Here is a 15,718-nt window from a genome sequence, read left to right as displayed (position 1 = left end):
CGGACTGAGGGACGAAGGCCGGGCGCGTATGGGCCGAGAGCTCGCAGGCGCGGAGGACACAGAGTTCCTGCGGGTGGCGCGGCGCGCCCGGCAGGCCGCGGCCGGGCTGGCTCCGCTGCCGCGCGCGGCGAAGGACGCGGCGCTGCACCGGATCGCGGACGCGCTGGTCGCGGCCGCGCCGGAGATCGTCAAGGCGAACGAGGTCGACGTCGTGCGGGCCCGCCAGGGCGGCACCTCCGAGTACATGATCGACCGGTTGAGCCTGTCGGAGCAGCGGATCGCGGTGATCGCCGACGCCGTCCGGAAGGTCGCCGCGCTGCCGGACCCGGTGGGGGAGACGGTGCGCGGGAACGTGCTGCCGAACGGGCTGGACCTGCGGCAGGTGCGGGTGCCGCTCGGGGTCGTCGGGATCATCTACGAGGGCCGCCCGAACGTGACCGTGGACGCCGCCGCGCTGTGCCTGAAGAGCGGGAACGTCGCGATGCTGCGCGGCTCGTCGTCCGCGCACGACTCGAACACGGCGCTGGTCGAGGTGATGCAGGGCGCGCTGGCCGGCACCGAGGTCCCGGCGGACGCGGTGCAGCTCGTCCCGGGGACGTCCCGCGAGTCGGTGAAGCACCTGATGCGGGCGCGCGGACTGGTGGACGTGCTGATCCCGCGCGGCGGCGCCTCGCTGATCAACTCGGTGGTGGAGGAGTCGACGGTCCCCGTGATCGAGACGGGCGTCGGGAACTGCGCGGTGTACGTGGACGCCGCCGCCGACGTGGACATGGCCGTGGACGTCCTGCTGAACGCCAAGACGCAGCGTCCCTCGGTCTGCAACGCGGCGGAGACCTTCCTTGTGCACGCCGACATCGCGGAGACGTTCGTCCCGCGCGCGCTTGCGGCGCTCAAGGACGCCGGGGTGACGGTCCACGGCGACGACCGGATCCGGTCGTACGGGTCCGACGTCGTGGAGGCGACCGAGGACGACTGGTACGCCGAGTACCTGTCGCTCGACATCGCCGCCCGCGTGGTCGACTCCCTGGAGGACGCCGTCGCGCACATCCGCCAATACGGGTCCGGGCACACCGAGGCGATCGTGACGACCTCCCAGCCCGCCGCGAAGCGGTTCGTCTCCCTCGTCGACTCGGCGGCCGTGATGGTGAACGCCTCGACGCGCTTCACCGACGGCGAGGAGTTCGGTTTCGGCGCGGAGATCGGCATCTCGACGCAGAAGCTGCACGCCCGCGGCCCGATGGGGCTGCCGGAGCTGACGTCCACCAAGTACGTGGTGACGGGGGAGGGCCACCTGCGCGGCTAGACGGCCACGGGCGGCCACCGTCCACCTTGTGACGTTTTTACCATTGATGTCACGTTGCCCGTGTGGTCTGATTCACGATTGTGACTCGTGAGTACAGCCGCCGCGGCGTCCTGCGGACCGCCGCCCTCGGCGCCGGAATCGCCACCACCGGACTGGCCGCTTTCCCCACGCGTCCCGCCGCCGCGGCGCCCGCGCTGCGCGGTCCGGTCGCAGGCACGACCCTCGACCGGACGTACGTCCTCGGCGCCGCGGGCGCCGGCGGGTACCGTCCGGTCGTCACTGGGCCGGGGGAGCCGCACGTCCTGCGCCGCGACCTCGGCGGCACCGCGTCTGCCCGGCGCGCCGCCACCCGCCGCGGCGTCCTCGCGTTCGGGCACCTCACCGACGTGCACGTCATCGACGCGCAGTCCCCCGGGCGGGTGGAGTTTCTCGACCGGTTCAAGGACGCCCTGAACGTCCTGCCCGTCGAGGGCGCCTACCGGCCGCAGGAGATCCTCTCCACACAGGTCGCCGAGGCGATGGTCCAGGCCATGAACAAGGTCGGGCGCGGCCCGGCGACCGGGCTCGGCCTCGCGTTCACCATCAACACCGGCGACGCGGCCGACAACGTCCAGTACAACGAGATCCGCTGGATCATCGACCTGCTGGACGGCGGGCGCATCCGCCCCGACTCCGGCGACCCGAACCGGTACGAGGGCGTCATGGACTGGGCGTCCTACGACCGTTCGTTCTGGCATCCCGAGGGCCCGGCGCCCGGTGCCAAGACCGACATCCCGACCAGCACGTACGGGTTCCCGCGGGTGAAGGGCCTGATCGACGCGGCGCGCCGGCCGTTCCAGGCGACCGGACTCGACGCGCCGTGGCTCGCCGCGTTCGGCAACCACGACGGGCTCGTCCAGGGCAACCTGCCGGTCAACCCGCTCGTCTCCGGCCTCGCCGCCGGCGGCATCAAGATCGGCGCCCCGGCGGACGACGGCCAGGCCGAACGCCTCGCCCGCATGCTCCGCAACGGAGACGCCGCCGAACTCGTCCGGCTCAGCCGCGAGCAGGGCGGCGCAGGTGGCCTGTTCCGTCCCGTGACGCCCGACCCGAACCGCAGGATGCTGTCCCGCGCCGAGGTCGTCGCAGAGCACTTCAAGACAACCGCGTCCCTGCGCGGTCACGGCTTCACCCTCGCCAACCTCCGCGACGGGACGGCCTACTACGCCTTCGACAAGGGTTTCGTACGCGGCCTCGTCCTCGACACCGTCAACCCGAACGGCTACTCCGAGGGATCGCTCGACAGGAAACAGTTCGCCTGGCTGGAATCGCAGCTGAAGGCGGGCAGCAGCCGCTACCTCGCGCCGGACGGCTCGGTCGTCAAGCACACGGTCGAAGACCGCCTTTTCGTGCTGTTCAGCCATCATCCGATCGGCTCGCTGGGGAACCCGCTCGGCGCGGACCGCGTCCTCGGGGACGAGGTCGAGGCACTCCTGCTGCGCTACCCGAACGTCGTCCTGTGGGTGAACGGCCACACACACCGCAACCAGGTCATCCCGCACGCGCGCAAGTCCGGCGGGGGCTTCTGGGAGGTCAACACGGCCGCGCACATCGACTTCCCGCAGCAGAGCCGCATCGTCGAACTGGCCGACAACGGCGACGGCACCCTGTCGGTCTTCGCGACGATCCTGGACTCCGCCGGGCCCGCGTCCTACGGCGGCCGTCTCACCGACCCCGTCCGGCTCGCGTCGCTCTCCCGTGAGCTGGCGGGCAACGACTGGCAGGACCGCGAGGAGCACCGCCGCGGCGAGGTCACCGACCGCAACGTCGAACTCCTCGTCCCGGCCCCCTTCTAGGACGTCAGAGGGCCGCCGCGTCCGTGTCGCGGCGGCCCTGGCCTTCTGGCGTCAGTTGCTGTCGGTCGGCCCGTTGTCCCTCCGGGTGAACCGGTCGAACAGCCCGCCGGCCGCACCGGCCGCCGCGTCCGCCATGTCGCGGACCTTGCCCACGAACGGGTCGGCCGTCCGCTCCCACGACTCCCGGTACGACTTGGCCGCGTCCTTGATCCCGTCCCGGACCGACGCGTCCTCGTCCTCGTCGCGGCGCGGGTAGTCCCCGGCGAGGATCCGCTCGTACTCGCCGCTGCGCGCCCACTGGTCGATCTCGGCGAACCGGATCACCGCGAACGGATGCGACTGCCCGAGCAGGTTCAGGAACTTCAGGATCCCGTCCCGCACGTCGCCGGCCGCGTCGTACTCGCGCGCCTGCTGCAGGAACGCCTCGCTGCTCATCTCGCCCAGCCGCGTCCCGCCGGCGAGCTTCATGTTCACCCGCTTGGCCGCGTCGAGGTCCTGCCCGACGAGCAGGCCCGCCCGGTCCGACGACAGCTCCGCCTTCCGGAACCACTCGCGCAGCCCGATGATGATCGCCGCGATGCCGACATTGCCGAGCGGCAGCCACGCGAGCCGCGACCCGAGCTGCAGCAGGATCTGCATCATCGTCTGGTACACCGCGTGCCCGGACAGGATGTGCCCGACCTCGTGCCCGACGACGAACCGCAGCTCCTCCTCGTCCAGCAGGTCGATCAGGCCGGTGTTCACCACGATGAACGGGTGGTCGGACCCGAGCGCCATCGCATTCGGCGTCGGGTCCTGCCGGACGTACAGCTCCGGCACCTCCGGCATGTCCAGGACGTAGCACGCGTCGCGGACCATGTCGTTGATGTGGCGGAACTGGTCCTCGCCGACGCGCACCGTCCCGCCGAGGAACATCAGCCGCAGTGAACGCTCGTTGACCAGCCCCGACAGCTTGCGCAGCACGACGTCGAACCCGGACAGCGAGCGCAGCGCGACGAGCGCCGAACGGTCCGCCGGGTGTTCGTAGGCCCGGGAACTGATGCCCGGGAACCGCGTACGTGCTCGATCCGGTGTGTTCTCCGTCATGTCTGGCATGGTAGTTCCGACGAACCACCGTGCCGCAGGGTTCCCCGCCGCGGAAGCCCGTCCGGCTCCGGCCCCGTCCTGGAGGCGACCATGTTCGACCCTAAAGCCGAGGCGATGTCCCTTGACGAGCGCGCCGCGCTGCAGCGGCACCGGCTGTGGGGGCTGGTGGACCGGCTGCTGGCCGCGAACGGAGTGCAGGGACGGCGGCTCAAGGACGCCGGTGTCGGCGGCGGCTCGGACGTGACGCTCGCCGGGTTGCGCAAGCTCCCCTTCACCACCAAGCAGGACCTCTGGGACAACTACCCGTTCGGGATGCTCGCCGTCCCGCGCGACCAGGTCGCGGCGGTGCACGGGTCGAGCGGGACGCGGGGGCGTCCGACCCTCGTCGCCTACACCAAGGCGGACCTCGACCTGTGGGCGGCGATGTGCGCGCGTTCGCTGTCGTGCGCCGGGGCGTCGCCGGGGAGCATCGTCCACAACGCCTACGGGTACGGGCTCTTCACCGGCGGGATCGGCGTCCATCAGGGCGCCGTGGCGCTCGGCGCGACCGTGGTCCCGATGTCGGGCGGCATGACCGACCGGCAGGTGCGGATGCTCGCCGACCTGCGCCCCGACATCCTGACCTGCACCCCCGCGTACGCGCTGCGGCTCGGTGAGGCGGTCGCCGAGGCGGGGATCGAGGTGCACTCGCTCAAGGCGGGGCTCTTCGGTGCCGAACCGTGGTCGGAGGAACTGCGGGCGGCCATCGAGAACGTCCTGCCGATCAAGGCGATGGACATCTACGGGCTGTCGGAGGTCATCGGGCCGGGTGTGGCCACCGAATGCCTGGAGCAGGACGGCCTGCACGTCAACGAGGACCACTTCATCGTCGAGACCGTCGACCCGTCCACCGGCGAGCCCGTCGAGGACGGGACGCCCGGCGAGCTGGTGTTCACCACCCCGACCAAGCAGGCGCTGCCGCTGCTGCGCTACCGGACGGGGGACATCGCCTCCCTGACCCGCGGTGAGTGCGCCTGCGGGCGGACGCTGGCCCGGATGAGCAAGGTCCTCGGACGCGCCGACGACATGATCGTCATTCGGGGCGTCAACGTGTACCCGAGCGAGGTCGAACGCGTGCTGCTCGGGTCCGGGCTCGTCCGGCCGCACTACCAGCTCGTGGTGGACCGCCGCAGTCCCGCCGTCCGGCTCCTCGTCGCCTGCGAGGCCCTGTCGGGCGACCCGAAGGACGCGCTCGTCCACGCCCTGCACGAGTCGCTCGGCCTCACCGCCGAGGTGTTCGTCCTCCCTGAGGGCACCGTCCCGAGGGTCGAGGTCGGCAAGGCCGTCCGCGTCGTGACCTGGGCGGACGGCGGCCCGCCTCTGCCAGGGCTGGCCTGAGCCCGCGGCCCCGGACGTTCGGGGCGCAGACCGGGCTGGCTATTCTCGTCGCCATGACGCAAAAGCGGCGCCTGGGGATCATGGGCGGCACGTTCGACCCGATCCACCACGGGCACCTCGTGGCCGCCAGCGAGGTCGCGCACTTCTACTCCCTCGACGAGGTCGTGTTCGTGCCCACCGGCCTCTCGTCCCACAAGGAGGGACGCAAGGTCGCCGCCGCCGAGGACCGCTACCTCATGGCCGTGATCGCCACCGCGTCCAACCCGCGCTTCTCCGTCAGCCGCATCGACATCGACCGCCCCGGCCCCACCTACACCGTGGACACCCTCCGCGACATGCGCGAACTCCGGGGGCCGGACGCGGACCTGTTCTTCATCACCGGCGCCGACGCGCTGGAGAAGATGCTGACCTGGCACGACACCGACGAGCTGTTCGAACTGGCCCACTTCGTGGGCGTCACGCGCCCCGGCCACCGGCTCGCCGACCCCGGTCTGCCCAACGGGCGGGTCTCCCTCATGGAGGTCCCCGCCCTGTCGATCTCCTCCACCGAATGCCGCGAACGCGTCCACTCCGGTGAACCCATCTGGTACCTCGTCCCGGACGGGATCGTCCAGTACATCAACAAACGCGACCTCTACCGGAGCGCGTAATCCCCTGAGGGCGTCCCCTGGCCGGTGGCTGAGCGTCGATCTGCCGGGCCACATATTCTGGACGAGGAAGGGGCCGCATCCGCAATTGCGGTCGAACAACGACAAAGAGGTCGGTCGACCGTCGCACGTGAGAAGGTGTAGGCGGAGACGACACCTACAGGGAGGATCGCGAGCGCACCGTGACCGCATCCGAGAGGGCGGCGCAGCTCGTCCGGATCGCCGCCGAGGCGGCGGGCGACAAGCTGGCCGACGACATTCTTGCCTACGACGTGAGCGAGCAGCTCGTCATCACCGACGCGTTCCTGCTCTGCTCGGCCCCGAACGACCGCCAGGTCCGCGCCATCGTGGACGAGGTCGAGAAGCGCCTGCGCGAAGAGGCCGAAGCCAAGCCGGTACGCCGTGAGGGCGAGCGCGAGGGCCGCTGGGTCCTGCTGGACTACGCGGACATCATCGTGCACATCCAGCACGAAGAGGACCGCATGTTCTACGCCCTCGAACGGCTCTGGAAAGACTGCCCCCTCATCGACCTGCCGGAAGCCGTCACCGCCCACCAGGCCCAGCGCGCCCGCGCCGTCGGGAGCCCGAGTGACTGACGCCCGCCCGGCCCGCGAACCGGGCAAACGCCGGCTCGTTTTGTGGCGGCACGGCCAGACCGCGTGGAACGTCGAACGTCGATTCCAGGGCAAGACCGACATCCCCCTCGACGAGACCGGAGCCGCCCAGGCCCAGCGGGCCGCCCGCCTCCTCGCCGGGCTCCGCCCCACCGCGCTCCTCGCCTCCCCCCTCCGCCGCGCCGCCGACACCGCCCAGGCCCTCGCCGACATCACCGGACTGCCCGTCCGCTACGACCGGGACCTGATCGAGCGCGACGGCGGCGCCTGGGAGGGGCTCACCGCCCGCGAGATCCGCGAACGCTACCCCGCCGAGCACGCCGCCTGGCAGCCGCCCGGCGGCGAGACCAGCGCCCAGGTGGCCAAGCGCGTCGGCGCCGCCCTCGAACGCGCCCTCGACGACCTGCCGCCCACGGGGCAGCTCGTCGTGGCCTCCCACGGCGCCGCACTCCGCCTCGGCATGTCCCACCTCATCGGCCTCCCCGAAGAGGTCTGGGAACGCCTCGGCGGGCTCTCCAACTGCTGCTGGTCCGTCATCACCGAGATGCGGGACGGCGGATGGCGCCTCACCGAACACAACGCCGGCACCCTCCCCGAACCCGTCCTCAGCGACGACCGCCCCGACACCGGCTCCTGACCCCTAAACGATTCGAGCCCACCCCCGTCAGTCCTATACACTGGCGAGGCGCTGCGGGATGAACGTCCATGCAGCGGCGGGGCTATGGCGCAGTTGGTAGCGCGCCTCCATGGCATGGAGGAGGTCTGGGGTTCGAATCCCCATAGCTCCACTCGGAGTTGGGAGTGGTGTGGTCGAAGCCCTTCGGGGGCTTCTTCCCGCCACTCCTTCGTCGTGTTTGCCCGGGGGGCGACCCCCGGACCCCCGGGCGGGGGCTCCGCCCCCCGCACCCCCCGCTCGGGCTCCGCCCTTCGCCCCCCGCTCGGGCTCCGCCCTTCGCAACCTGCGGGCCGCGGGGGTCGTTGCGGGGGCTCGCGCAAAGGCTTCACCATGGTGGCGGCTTCCTTTTCTCCGGGCGCGCTTCACCATGTCGATCATGCGGGAACAGGCATGACGTGGCGATACATGATCGAGATGAGGGCTGACCCCATGAGAAGCCGGACCACCGGAACGCTGTTGCTGCTGCCCGCCGCGGTCGCCGCGGCCTCTGTCGTGGCGATGACCGTTCCCGCCTCCGCGCAGGACGCGCCGCCGCCCGCGCCGCAGACCTACAAGACCGACGACTGCGGCAAGGCGCTCAACGTCCTGTCCTACTTCAAGCTGCTTCCGAACCAGCCCGACCTCGGCCGGACGCTGTGCTCCATGAACCGGGCGAAGAAGGAAGAGAGCCCGTACACCGACAAGATCGACAGTCTGCACACCGACGACACGGGCAGGACCGTCGAGGAGAACGAACTCCTCGGCATCCCCGTCGAGTGGCCCAAAAGCCTCACCATCAAGGTCCCGACCTTCAACGAGGGCTACTACACCTACAAGTCCGGCGCCCGCTGACCGGCCCGCGAGGCCGCGGAGGCAGGACCTCCGCGGCCCGCGCGTCCCAACCGCTCCCAACGTGCACTAAGCTTTTCCCACCGAGGGGCTATGGCGCAGTTGGTAGCGCGCCTCCATGGCATGGAGGAGGTCTGGGGTTCGAATCCCCATAGCTCCACCCATGGCCGTTCTTGAGACGGCTGAGAGCAGTTGGTGAGATCCCGTCAGATCCCGTCCCGATCGGACGGGATCTTGTGCTTTCTAAGCTTTTTCTTCGCGCGTAGGCGAACGATCGGCTCGTGCTGTTCCGGGTCATCCGCGGGTCACCCTGAGCAGGTGGTCGCGGACGAGGTCGACGTGAGGAAGCGGGTGGGCTCCACTGCGTTGGGCCAGGAAGCCGGTGTTGATGGGGGCGTCCTCGGGGTCGAGGAGCAGCCTTAGCGAACCGTTGGCGAGTTCGGGGCCGCACAGGTAGCGGGGGAGGACGGTCACGCCGAGACCCGCGACGGCGGCGGCCTTGACGGCTCGGAGATCGGGGATGACCAGCGCGGGTTCGGCGACCAGGCGGGTGCCGAAGACGTGTCGCCAGTAGCGGCGGAGAATGGGCAGGTCGTCGGCGTAGGAGATGAGCGGGGCGCCGGCGAGGGCGGCGGGGCCGTCGCGGGCGAGGAGGTCGCGGTCGATGCGGTCGGTCCAGCCGGGGGCGGCGACGAGCACGAAGTCCTCATCGGTGAGAGGTTCGGAGGCCAGGGCGCGGCCGCGCGGGCGGATCGTCGAGACGACGAGGTCGTAGCGGCCGGCGCGGAGGCCCGCGAGGAGATCCTCCGACAGCCCGGTGGTGATGCGGAGCCGGACGCCCTTCTCCATGAGCGGGCCGAGGGTGGGGACGACGGCGGCGGCGAGGAACTCCGCGGGTCCGGCGAGGAGCACCGGAGGCTCGGGCACCGCCTCCTGGAGGCCGCCGCCGGCGATCGCCTGCAGGGCGTCCATGGGTGCGGCGAGCCGGGCGGCGAGGTCGTCGGCGGCCGGGGTGGGTGTCACACCGCGGGGCAGGCGCTCGAACAACTGGCGGCCCAAGTGCTCTTCCAGGGCGCGCAGCTGCGTCGTCACCGTCGGCTGGGAGAGGCCGACGATCCGGGCGGCCGCCGTCAGGGAACCGGCGCGATAGGCGGCCAGGAAGGTCCGTAGCTGTGTCAGGTCCAGCGGGCCATTGGAATTTCTATCGCTCACATAGAAGAGTCTATTTTGTGGCTGCGGGTAAGGGTCTTAGCTAGGGTCGTGGCGGCTCGGACCAGCGAACTCCAAGGAGACCCTTGATGTCCAAGATTCTTTTCGTGGTGACAGGTGCGACCTATTGGACGCTCAATGACGGCACCCGGCATCCGACCGGCTACTGGGCCGAGGAACTCCTCACTCCGTACAAGGCGTTCACGGAGGCGGGCCATGAGGTCGTGTTCGCCACGCCGGGCGGGGCGGTCCCGGTCGCCGACGCGGGCAGTCTTGCGCCGGAGGCCAACGGCGGCCGCGATGTCACCGCCGAGCTGGCCGAGATCGCCGGTCTGGCGTCGCCGCTGAAGCTGGCGGAGGTCGATCTGGCCGACTACCGGGCGGTGTTCTACCCCGGCGGCCACGGTCCGATGGAGGACCTGGCGGTCGACACCACCTCCGGGCGGCTGCTGGTCGAGGCCTTGGACTCCGGGAAGCCCCTCGGCGTGGTGTGCCACGGGCCGGCCGCGCTGCTGGCGGCCGACCGCGCCGACGGCACCTCGGCCTTCGCCGGCCGGAAGATCACGGCCTTCTCCAACGAGGAGGAACGGCAGGGCGGTCTGGCCGGCAAGGCGATCTGGCTCCTGGAGGACCGGCTGAGGGCCGTCGGAGCGGACGTGCGGGTCGCGGACGCGTGGACACCGCACGTGGTCATCGACGGCGATCTTCTCACCGGCCAGAACCCGATGTCGTCCGGTCCGCTCGCCGCCGAACTGCTCAAGCGGCTGGGCTGACCCCTACGCGGTGTAGCGGAGGACGGCGCCTATCCGGAGGGGTGGGGTCGGACCGTCGGGCGGGAGGACGACCAGTTCGCCGTCGGTCGCGGCGGCCGCCCTGACCAGGGCGGCGTCGGCCCGGGCCTCGCGGGGGTCGGACACGCCGAACATGTCGCGGAGTTCGTCGGCCGTGGTGGCGACCTGAGCGGGATCGGGGCCGATCCACAGGCGGGCGTCCGAGTCGGGCTCGTCGGCCAGCAGGAGTGTCTCCACCTGGGCCTGGCGGACGGCCTCCGTGGTCGCGGACAGGCCGGAGACGGCGCGCTGGCCGTGGGCGAGCTCGCGGTCGAAGCGTTCCGCCACCGTCAGCACGTGCTGGGCCGTCTTCAGTTTCAGGAGGCGGCGCAGTTCGGCGTCGAGATCGGGGTCGTCGACGGTGGTGTTCTTGTCGGCCTCGGCGGTGCGCTCAAGGACGTGCTCCGAGACCTCTTCGAGGACGGCGGTCCGGGCGCGGGTGTCGCCGGCGATCACGACGGCCTCGGCGCCGCAGCGCTCCGCGGCCCGGTCGATCTCGTGGGCGACCTTCTTGGCGTTGATCTTCCAGACGTTCTCCGACGACCGCTGGAAGCGGGACTGGTTCCAGTCGCCCGCCTTGACCTTGCGGATGGGGTAGTCCTCGTCGCCCTCGACGTCGATGTGCTCGTGCCGTCCGTCGGCCGTGACGAAGTCGATGGCGCCGCCCCGGCGGTCCACGACGGCCAGCAGGTGCGGGAACTTCTCACCTCGTTCGACCAGGTACGGGAGGACGTCCGGGAGTGGTGCGAGGGTCGCGCGCGGGGTGCGGGGCGGGCCCGGCAGGCGCTCACTGTGGATCACCTCGCCGTCCGCCGCGAAGATCACGATGCCTTCGGAGCGGCGCAGCTCCAGCTCGTCCTCGATGGTCTGCTCGACCGCGCGGAGCGTCCCCTTCGGGGCCCTCTGGGCCTCCAGGTCCGCGCGCAGCGCCCGCCACCGCAGTTCCGCGGCCTTGGACGCGTCCTCGGTGGTCCGGGTGAGGTCCGCGTACACCGACGCGTAGGGGCCCGGACGGTGGTACAGCGTCTTGAGGAATGCGAGATCCATAGGTTGGCCCTACCCCCGACAGCTGGGGCAAACGTAAAGAATGTGGCGTTTGGGGGCTAGCCCTCGGCGGCCCGCTGGAGCCGGGCGTAGCCGAGCTGCAGCCAGTCCGAGCCCGCGACGGCCGTCATCGTCGCGCCGGCGAGCCGGGTGGCCTGCGGGGCGAACACGAGGCCCGCCGCGTAGGCCGTCGCGACCCACTGGGCCGTGCAGAACGGGCAGGTGATCAGCTCGCCGACGGCGTGCCGGACGCCCTTCCCGCGCACCTCCTCGGACAGCTCCGACGGACCCGCCGTCCCCGAGTAGCGGGTGAACGGGGCCCGCAGCGGGCTCGTCACCGGGTCCTTCGCGATCACCCGGGAAGCCTTGTGCGTCGTGACCGTCATCAGCGCCAGGTCGGCGAGGCCGATGGCGGGGGGCCGGTCGCGCAGGCGCCGGCCCAGCAGCGCCATCGTCGCCGTCGTCAGCGCGTACACCCCGAGGGTGCCGAGGTACGAGCCGAGCGGACGGTCCTCCTCGCCGGCGTACTCCTGCGCCTGCCTGCGCGCGGTGTCCACGACCGCGTTCATGGATTCTCCCTCACGAGCTCCGATCAGTGATCGCGCAGTGCCTTGACGAGGTCCGGCTTGTTCATCGAGGAGCGGCCCTCGATGCCGATCTCGCGGGCGCGCTTCATGAGGTCGTCCTTCGACCAGTCGTCGTAGGACGGGCTCTTGCCGCCCTTGCGGCCGACCTTCTTCTTCCCCTGGCCGGCGGCCGCATTGGCGATCCGCGCCGCCTTCTCCTTGCTCTCGCCCTTCTCGCGGAGCTTCTGGTACGTCTTCTCGTCCTTGATCTGTGCTCTAGGCATAACGGACACGTACCCGGCCCGCGCGATCCACACATCGGAGACAATGTCCCCGGGAAGGGGACTCGCTTGCGCATCGGCATCCTGGGCCCGCTCGACGTGCGGGACGAGGCCGGGCGGCCCGTCGAGGTCGCCGGCCGGCGGCTGCGCGCCCTCCTCGTCCGGCTCGCGGCCGAGGCGGGCAGGCCCGTGTCGGCCGAGCGGCTGCTGGACGACCTGTGGGAGGGCGCGCCGCCCGGCGGGAACGCGCTGCAGGCGCTCGTCTCCCGGCTGCGCGGTGTCGCGGGCCGCGACATGGTCGAGCACGGCCCGGCCGGCTACCGGCTCGGGATCGACCCCGGTGAGATCGACGCGGTCGCGTTCGAGCGCGCCGTCGCGGCGGCCCGCGCCGAGGACGATCCCGCCAGGCGGGCCGGCGGACTGCGGGCGGCGCTCGCGCTGTGGCGCGGCCCGGCCCTGGCCGATGTCACCGACGCCGACTTCGCCTACGGTGCGGTCACCCGGCTGGAGGAACTGCGGCTCGCCGCCTTCGAGGACCGGGTGGACGCCGAGACCGCCGCGGGGCTGCCCGTCCCGCCGGTCGCCGAGCTGGAGCCGCTCGCCGCGGCGCACCCGCTGCGCGAACGGCTGCGCGCCCAGCTGATGCGCGCCCTGTACGCGGCGGGACGGCAGGCCGACGCCCTGGAGGTGTACGAGGAGACGCGGCGCGCCCTCGCCGACCGGCTCGGCGTCGACCCGTCCCCGGAACTGGCCGCCGTGCACCTGTCGATCCTGCGGCGGGAGACGGCGGGCGGAGACGTTCCGGCGGCGCCCGGGCCGGCCGCCCCGCGGTCCGCCCGTACCAACCTGCCCGCCCAGCTCACCAGCTTCGTCGGACGGGAGGAGGAGTCCCAGCGGGTGGGCAAGCTCCTCCGCGAGACCAGGCTCGTCACCCTCACCGGGCCCGGCGGCGCCGGCAAGACCCGGCTGGCCGGCGAGAGCGCCGCCGCGCTCGTCGACGAGATGCCGGACGGCGTGTGGTTCGCCCCGCTCGCCCCCGTCAGCGACCCCGGTGACGTCGTGCAGGCCGTGCTGTCCGCGCTGGGCGTCCCGGAGACCGTCCGTCCCGCCGAGACCCGCGCGGTGGTGCGGCCCCTCGAACGGCTGACCGACTTCCTCGCCACCAAGCGGATGGTCCTCGTCCTCGACAACTGCGAGCACCTCATCGACGCCGTCGCGCGGCTCGCCGACCACGTCGTGGCGAAGGCGGACGGCGTCCGCATCCTCGCGACCAGCCGCGAACCGCTCGGCATCACGGGCGAGTCGCTGTGCCCGGTGCCGTCCCTCCCGCTTCCGGACGAGGACGTCGCCGACCCGGCCGACGCCCTCGGGTACGCGTCGGTGCGGCTGTTCGCCGACCGCGCCGCGGCCGTCCGCCCCGGCTTCGCCGTGGACGCCGGCACGGTCGCCGACGTCGTCGCCATCTGCCGCGCGCTCGACGGCATCCCGCTGGCGATCGAGCTGGCCGCCGCCCGGCTGCGCTCGCTCACCTCCGGCCAGGTCGCGGCCCGCCTCGGCGACCGGTTCCGGCTGCTGACCGGCGGCAGCCGCACCGCACTGCCCAGGCACCGGACGCTGCGCGCGGTCGTCGACTGGAGCTGGGACCTGCTGGACGACGTGGAACGCGCCGTCCTGCGCCGCCTGTCGGTGTTCGCGGGCGGCGCCTCACCGGACGCCGCCGTGCACGTGTGCGGGCTCGACGCGCCGGACGCGCCCGAACCCCACGACGTCATCGACGTTATCGCCGCACTGATCGACAAGTCGCTGGTGATGGCGGACGGCGACACCGACGTCCGCTACCGGCTGCTGGAGACCGTCCGCGTCTACGCGGGGGAGCGGCTTGAGCAGGCCGGCGAGACCCGGCGTGCCCGCGACGCGCACGCCGCCCACCTGGTCGCGCTCGTCGAACGCGCCGAGCCGGAGCTGCGCCGCCGCGACCAGCTGGCCTGGTCCGACCGGCTGTTCGCCGAGCGGGACAACCTCACCGTCGCGTTCCGCCACGTGACCGAGACCCGCGACGTCGAGGCGGGGCTGCGGCTCGTGGCGGGCCTGGTGTGGTTCTGGGTCATGCGCGACATGGAGAGCGAAGCAGGCGGCTGGGCGGTCACGGTCCGGGACATCGCGGGGGGCACCGCGCCGCCCGGTCTGGAGGAGCAGTACGCGCTGTGCGTCGTATCCGCCGGTGTCGTCGCCGAGATGACCAAGGAATCGGGGCCGACCCAGGAGTCGATGCGCGCGGTCATGACGGACGTCCTCACGGCGGTGCCCGAATCACCGATGCATCCCGTCCTTGCCCTCGCCGGACCGGCGTCCAGCGTCTTCGGACAGGACATGGAGGAGGTTCAGCAGAGCTTCGGCCACATCCAGGACCACCCCGACCCGTGGGTCCGCGCCGTCGTCCGCGTCATCCTCGCGCACATGGGCATCAACACCGGGCACATCGACGACGCCGCCGAGCAGGCCGCCGACGGTTACGCGCGGTTCCGTGAGCTGGGCGACCGGTTCGGGATGATCATCGGGCTGGGCGCGATGATGCACGTCGCCATGGCGCGCGGCGACCTGGCGGAGGCCGTCCGGCTCGGCGAGGAGGCCTACGGCTACGCGTCCGGCGACGTCAGTCCCGAACAGGGCGCCGGGATCCTCTCCCAGCTCGCGCGGGCGCGGGCCCAGCTGGGCGAGGTCGACCGCGCCCGCGCGGACCTCGAACGGGCCATGGCGCAGACGGAACGGATCGGCGAGTTCGCCGACGCCGCGAGCGCGTCGCTCATGCTGTGCGAGCTCAACCTTCAGGAGGGCGACCGCGAGGCCGCCCGGCCGTACGCCGACCGCGCGTACAAGTGGGTCGAGACCCGCGGGCACCGTCCCGACTTCGCACAGGCCGCGCGCAGGACGTACAGCCGGCTCGGCTGCCTCGCCGAGGAGGACGGCGACCTGGACGCGGCGGAGCGCTGGCACGCCCGCGCGCTGGAGAACCTGCGGAACGACGCGCTCATGGGCAACCCGACGCTGGCGGCGCTCGTCGAGGGCGTCGCCGCCTACGCGGCGGCCCGCGGCGCCTGCGTCCGTGCCGCCGAGCTGCTCGGCACCGCCCACAACCTGCACGGTTACCGGGACGAGGCCTGCTACGAGGTCCGCCGGACGCTTCCGGTCGTCACCCGGGCCCTCGGTGAGGACGCCTTCGCCGCCGCTTACGAGCGCGGCCGCCAGGTCACCCGAGAGGACATCTTCGACCAGGCCGCCGACCTGATCGCGACCGTGTCCTGAGCTCAGCCCGCCGCGAGGTCTGTTCCGGTGACCGCGTGCGAACGCTTGCCCGACGGCCTGTTCGGTACGACGTCTTGGCCGATCGGTTTGGCGGTGTTCGTGTCCGGTGGGCGGTGTGG

The 15,718-nt window shown here is 71.9% G+C and carries 14 protein-coding genes and 2 tRNA genes; 11 read left to right on the top strand and 5 right to left on the bottom strand.

Annotated features, from left to right (window positions below; translation table 11 throughout):
* The first annotated feature begins 28 nt into the window (after nucleotides 1–28).
* Together ACQPZP_RS32285 and ACQPZP_RS32280 are read left to right on the top strand one after the other, a co-directional pair.
* Nucleotides 29–1,303, top strand: a complete 1,275-nt coding sequence (locus tag ACQPZP_RS32285; RefSeq protein ID WP_433479710.1) for a glutamate-5-semialdehyde dehydrogenase — start codon at nucleotides 29–31, stop codon at nucleotides 1,301–1,303.
* A gap of 80 nt (nucleotides 1,304–1,383) precedes the next feature.
* Entirely contained in the window at nucleotides 1,384–3,138 is a 1,755-nt protein-coding gene (locus ACQPZP_RS32280; RefSeq protein WP_433473480.1) for a TIGR03767 family metallophosphoesterase, read from the top strand.
* Between the two features lie 51 nt (nucleotides 3,139–3,189).
* Here ACQPZP_RS32280 and ACQPZP_RS32275 read toward each other — a convergent pair whose 3' ends face one another.
* Nucleotides 3,190–4,224, bottom strand: a complete 1,035-nt coding sequence (locus ACQPZP_RS32275; protein WP_433473479.1) for a M48 family metallopeptidase — start codon at nucleotides 4,222–4,224, stop codon at nucleotides 3,190–3,192.
* A gap of 90 nt (nucleotides 4,225–4,314) precedes the next feature.
* On the opposite strand from ACQPZP_RS32275, the gene ACQPZP_RS32270 reads away from it, so the two are divergent.
* From ACQPZP_RS32270 to ACQPZP_RS32240, 7 genes are all read left to right on the top strand, one after another.
* On the top strand, nucleotides 4,315–5,601 hold the full coding sequence (locus ACQPZP_RS32270) for a phenylacetate--CoA ligase family protein (protein WP_433473478.1): 1,287 nt from the start codon (nucleotides 4,315–4,317) through the stop codon (nucleotides 5,599–5,601).
* A gap of 53 nt (nucleotides 5,602–5,654) precedes the next feature.
* On the top strand, nucleotides 5,655–6,251 hold the full coding sequence (gene nadD / locus ACQPZP_RS32265) for a nicotinate-nucleotide adenylyltransferase (RefSeq protein WP_433473477.1): 597 nt from the start codon (nucleotides 5,655–5,657) through the stop codon (nucleotides 6,249–6,251).
* A gap of 179 nt (nucleotides 6,252–6,430) precedes the next feature.
* Entirely contained in the window at nucleotides 6,431–6,844 is a 414-nt protein-coding gene (rsfS, locus tag ACQPZP_RS32260) for a ribosome silencing factor (RefSeq protein ID WP_433463134.1), read from the top strand.
* On the top strand, nucleotides 6,837–7,499 hold the full coding sequence (locus ACQPZP_RS32255) for a histidine phosphatase family protein (protein WP_433473476.1): 663 nt from the start codon (nucleotides 6,837–6,839) through the stop codon (nucleotides 7,497–7,499). The genes rsfS and ACQPZP_RS32255 overlap by 8 nt, the downstream gene beginning before the upstream one ends.
* 78 nt (nucleotides 7,500–7,577) lie before the next feature.
* A tRNA-Ala gene (locus tag ACQPZP_RS32250) sits at nucleotides 7,578–7,650 on the top strand.
* Between the two features lie 317 nt (nucleotides 7,651–7,967).
* On the top strand, nucleotides 7,968–8,369 hold the full coding sequence (locus ACQPZP_RS32245; RefSeq protein WP_433473475.1) for a hypothetical protein: 402 nt from the start codon (nucleotides 7,968–7,970) through the stop codon (nucleotides 8,367–8,369).
* Between the two features lie 84 nt (nucleotides 8,370–8,453).
* Nucleotides 8,454–8,526 (top strand) — tRNA-Ala (locus ACQPZP_RS32240).
* Between the two features lie 134 nt (nucleotides 8,527–8,660).
* On the opposite strand, the gene ACQPZP_RS32235 is transcribed toward ACQPZP_RS32240, so the two are convergent.
* A complete protein-coding gene (locus ACQPZP_RS32235; protein WP_433473474.1) occupies nucleotides 8,661–9,578 on the bottom strand; it encodes a LysR family transcriptional regulator in 918 nt (305 codons plus the stop codon).
* 86 nt (nucleotides 9,579–9,664) lie between these two features.
* On the opposite strand from ACQPZP_RS32235, the gene ACQPZP_RS32230 reads away from it, so the two are divergent.
* Complete coding sequence (locus ACQPZP_RS32230) at nucleotides 9,665–10,348, top strand: type 1 glutamine amidotransferase domain-containing protein (RefSeq protein ID WP_433473473.1); 684 nt, start codon at nucleotides 9,665–9,667, stop codon at nucleotides 10,346–10,348.
* Between the two features lie 3 nt (nucleotides 10,349–10,351).
* Here ACQPZP_RS32230 and ACQPZP_RS32225 read toward each other — a convergent pair whose 3' ends face one another.
* The 3 genes from ACQPZP_RS32225 to ACQPZP_RS32215 are packed head-to-tail and all read right to left on the bottom strand — an operon-like array spanning nucleotide 10,352 to nucleotide 12,299.
* Nucleotides 10,352–11,452: a Vms1/Ankzf1 family peptidyl-tRNA hydrolase gene (locus ACQPZP_RS32225; RefSeq protein ID WP_433473472.1), complete on the bottom strand. Its 1,101-nt coding sequence runs from the start codon at nucleotides 11,450–11,452 to the stop codon at nucleotides 10,352–10,354.
* A gap of 56 nt (nucleotides 11,453–11,508) precedes the next feature.
* Entirely contained in the window at nucleotides 11,509–12,018 is a 510-nt protein-coding gene (locus tag ACQPZP_RS32220; protein WP_433473471.1) for a DUF1360 domain-containing protein, read from the bottom strand.
* A 23-nt stretch (nucleotides 12,019–12,041) separates the two neighbouring features.
* Nucleotides 12,042–12,299 carry a DUF7218 family protein gene (locus tag ACQPZP_RS32215; RefSeq protein ID WP_433473470.1) on the bottom strand — a complete coding sequence of 86 codons (258 nt, stop codon included), beginning with the start codon at nucleotides 12,297–12,299 and terminating at the stop codon, nucleotides 12,042–12,044.
* Nucleotides 12,300–12,365: 66 nt separating this feature from the next.
* Between ACQPZP_RS32215 and ACQPZP_RS32210 the strand changes: the two genes are divergently transcribed.
* Nucleotides 12,366–15,599, top strand: a complete 3,234-nt coding sequence (locus ACQPZP_RS32210; protein WP_433473469.1) for a BTAD domain-containing putative transcriptional regulator — start codon at nucleotides 12,366–12,368, stop codon at nucleotides 15,597–15,599.
* Nucleotides 15,600–15,718: the final 119 nt, after the last annotated feature.

The organism is Spirillospora sp. CA-142024 (genome assembly GCF_050942325.1).
GTDB lineage: Bacteria > Actinomycetota > Actinomycetes > Streptosporangiales > Streptosporangiaceae > Spirillospora.
The sequence above is the reverse complement of the archived record's forward strand: the minus strand, read 5'-3'. Positions and strand labels throughout refer to the sequence as shown.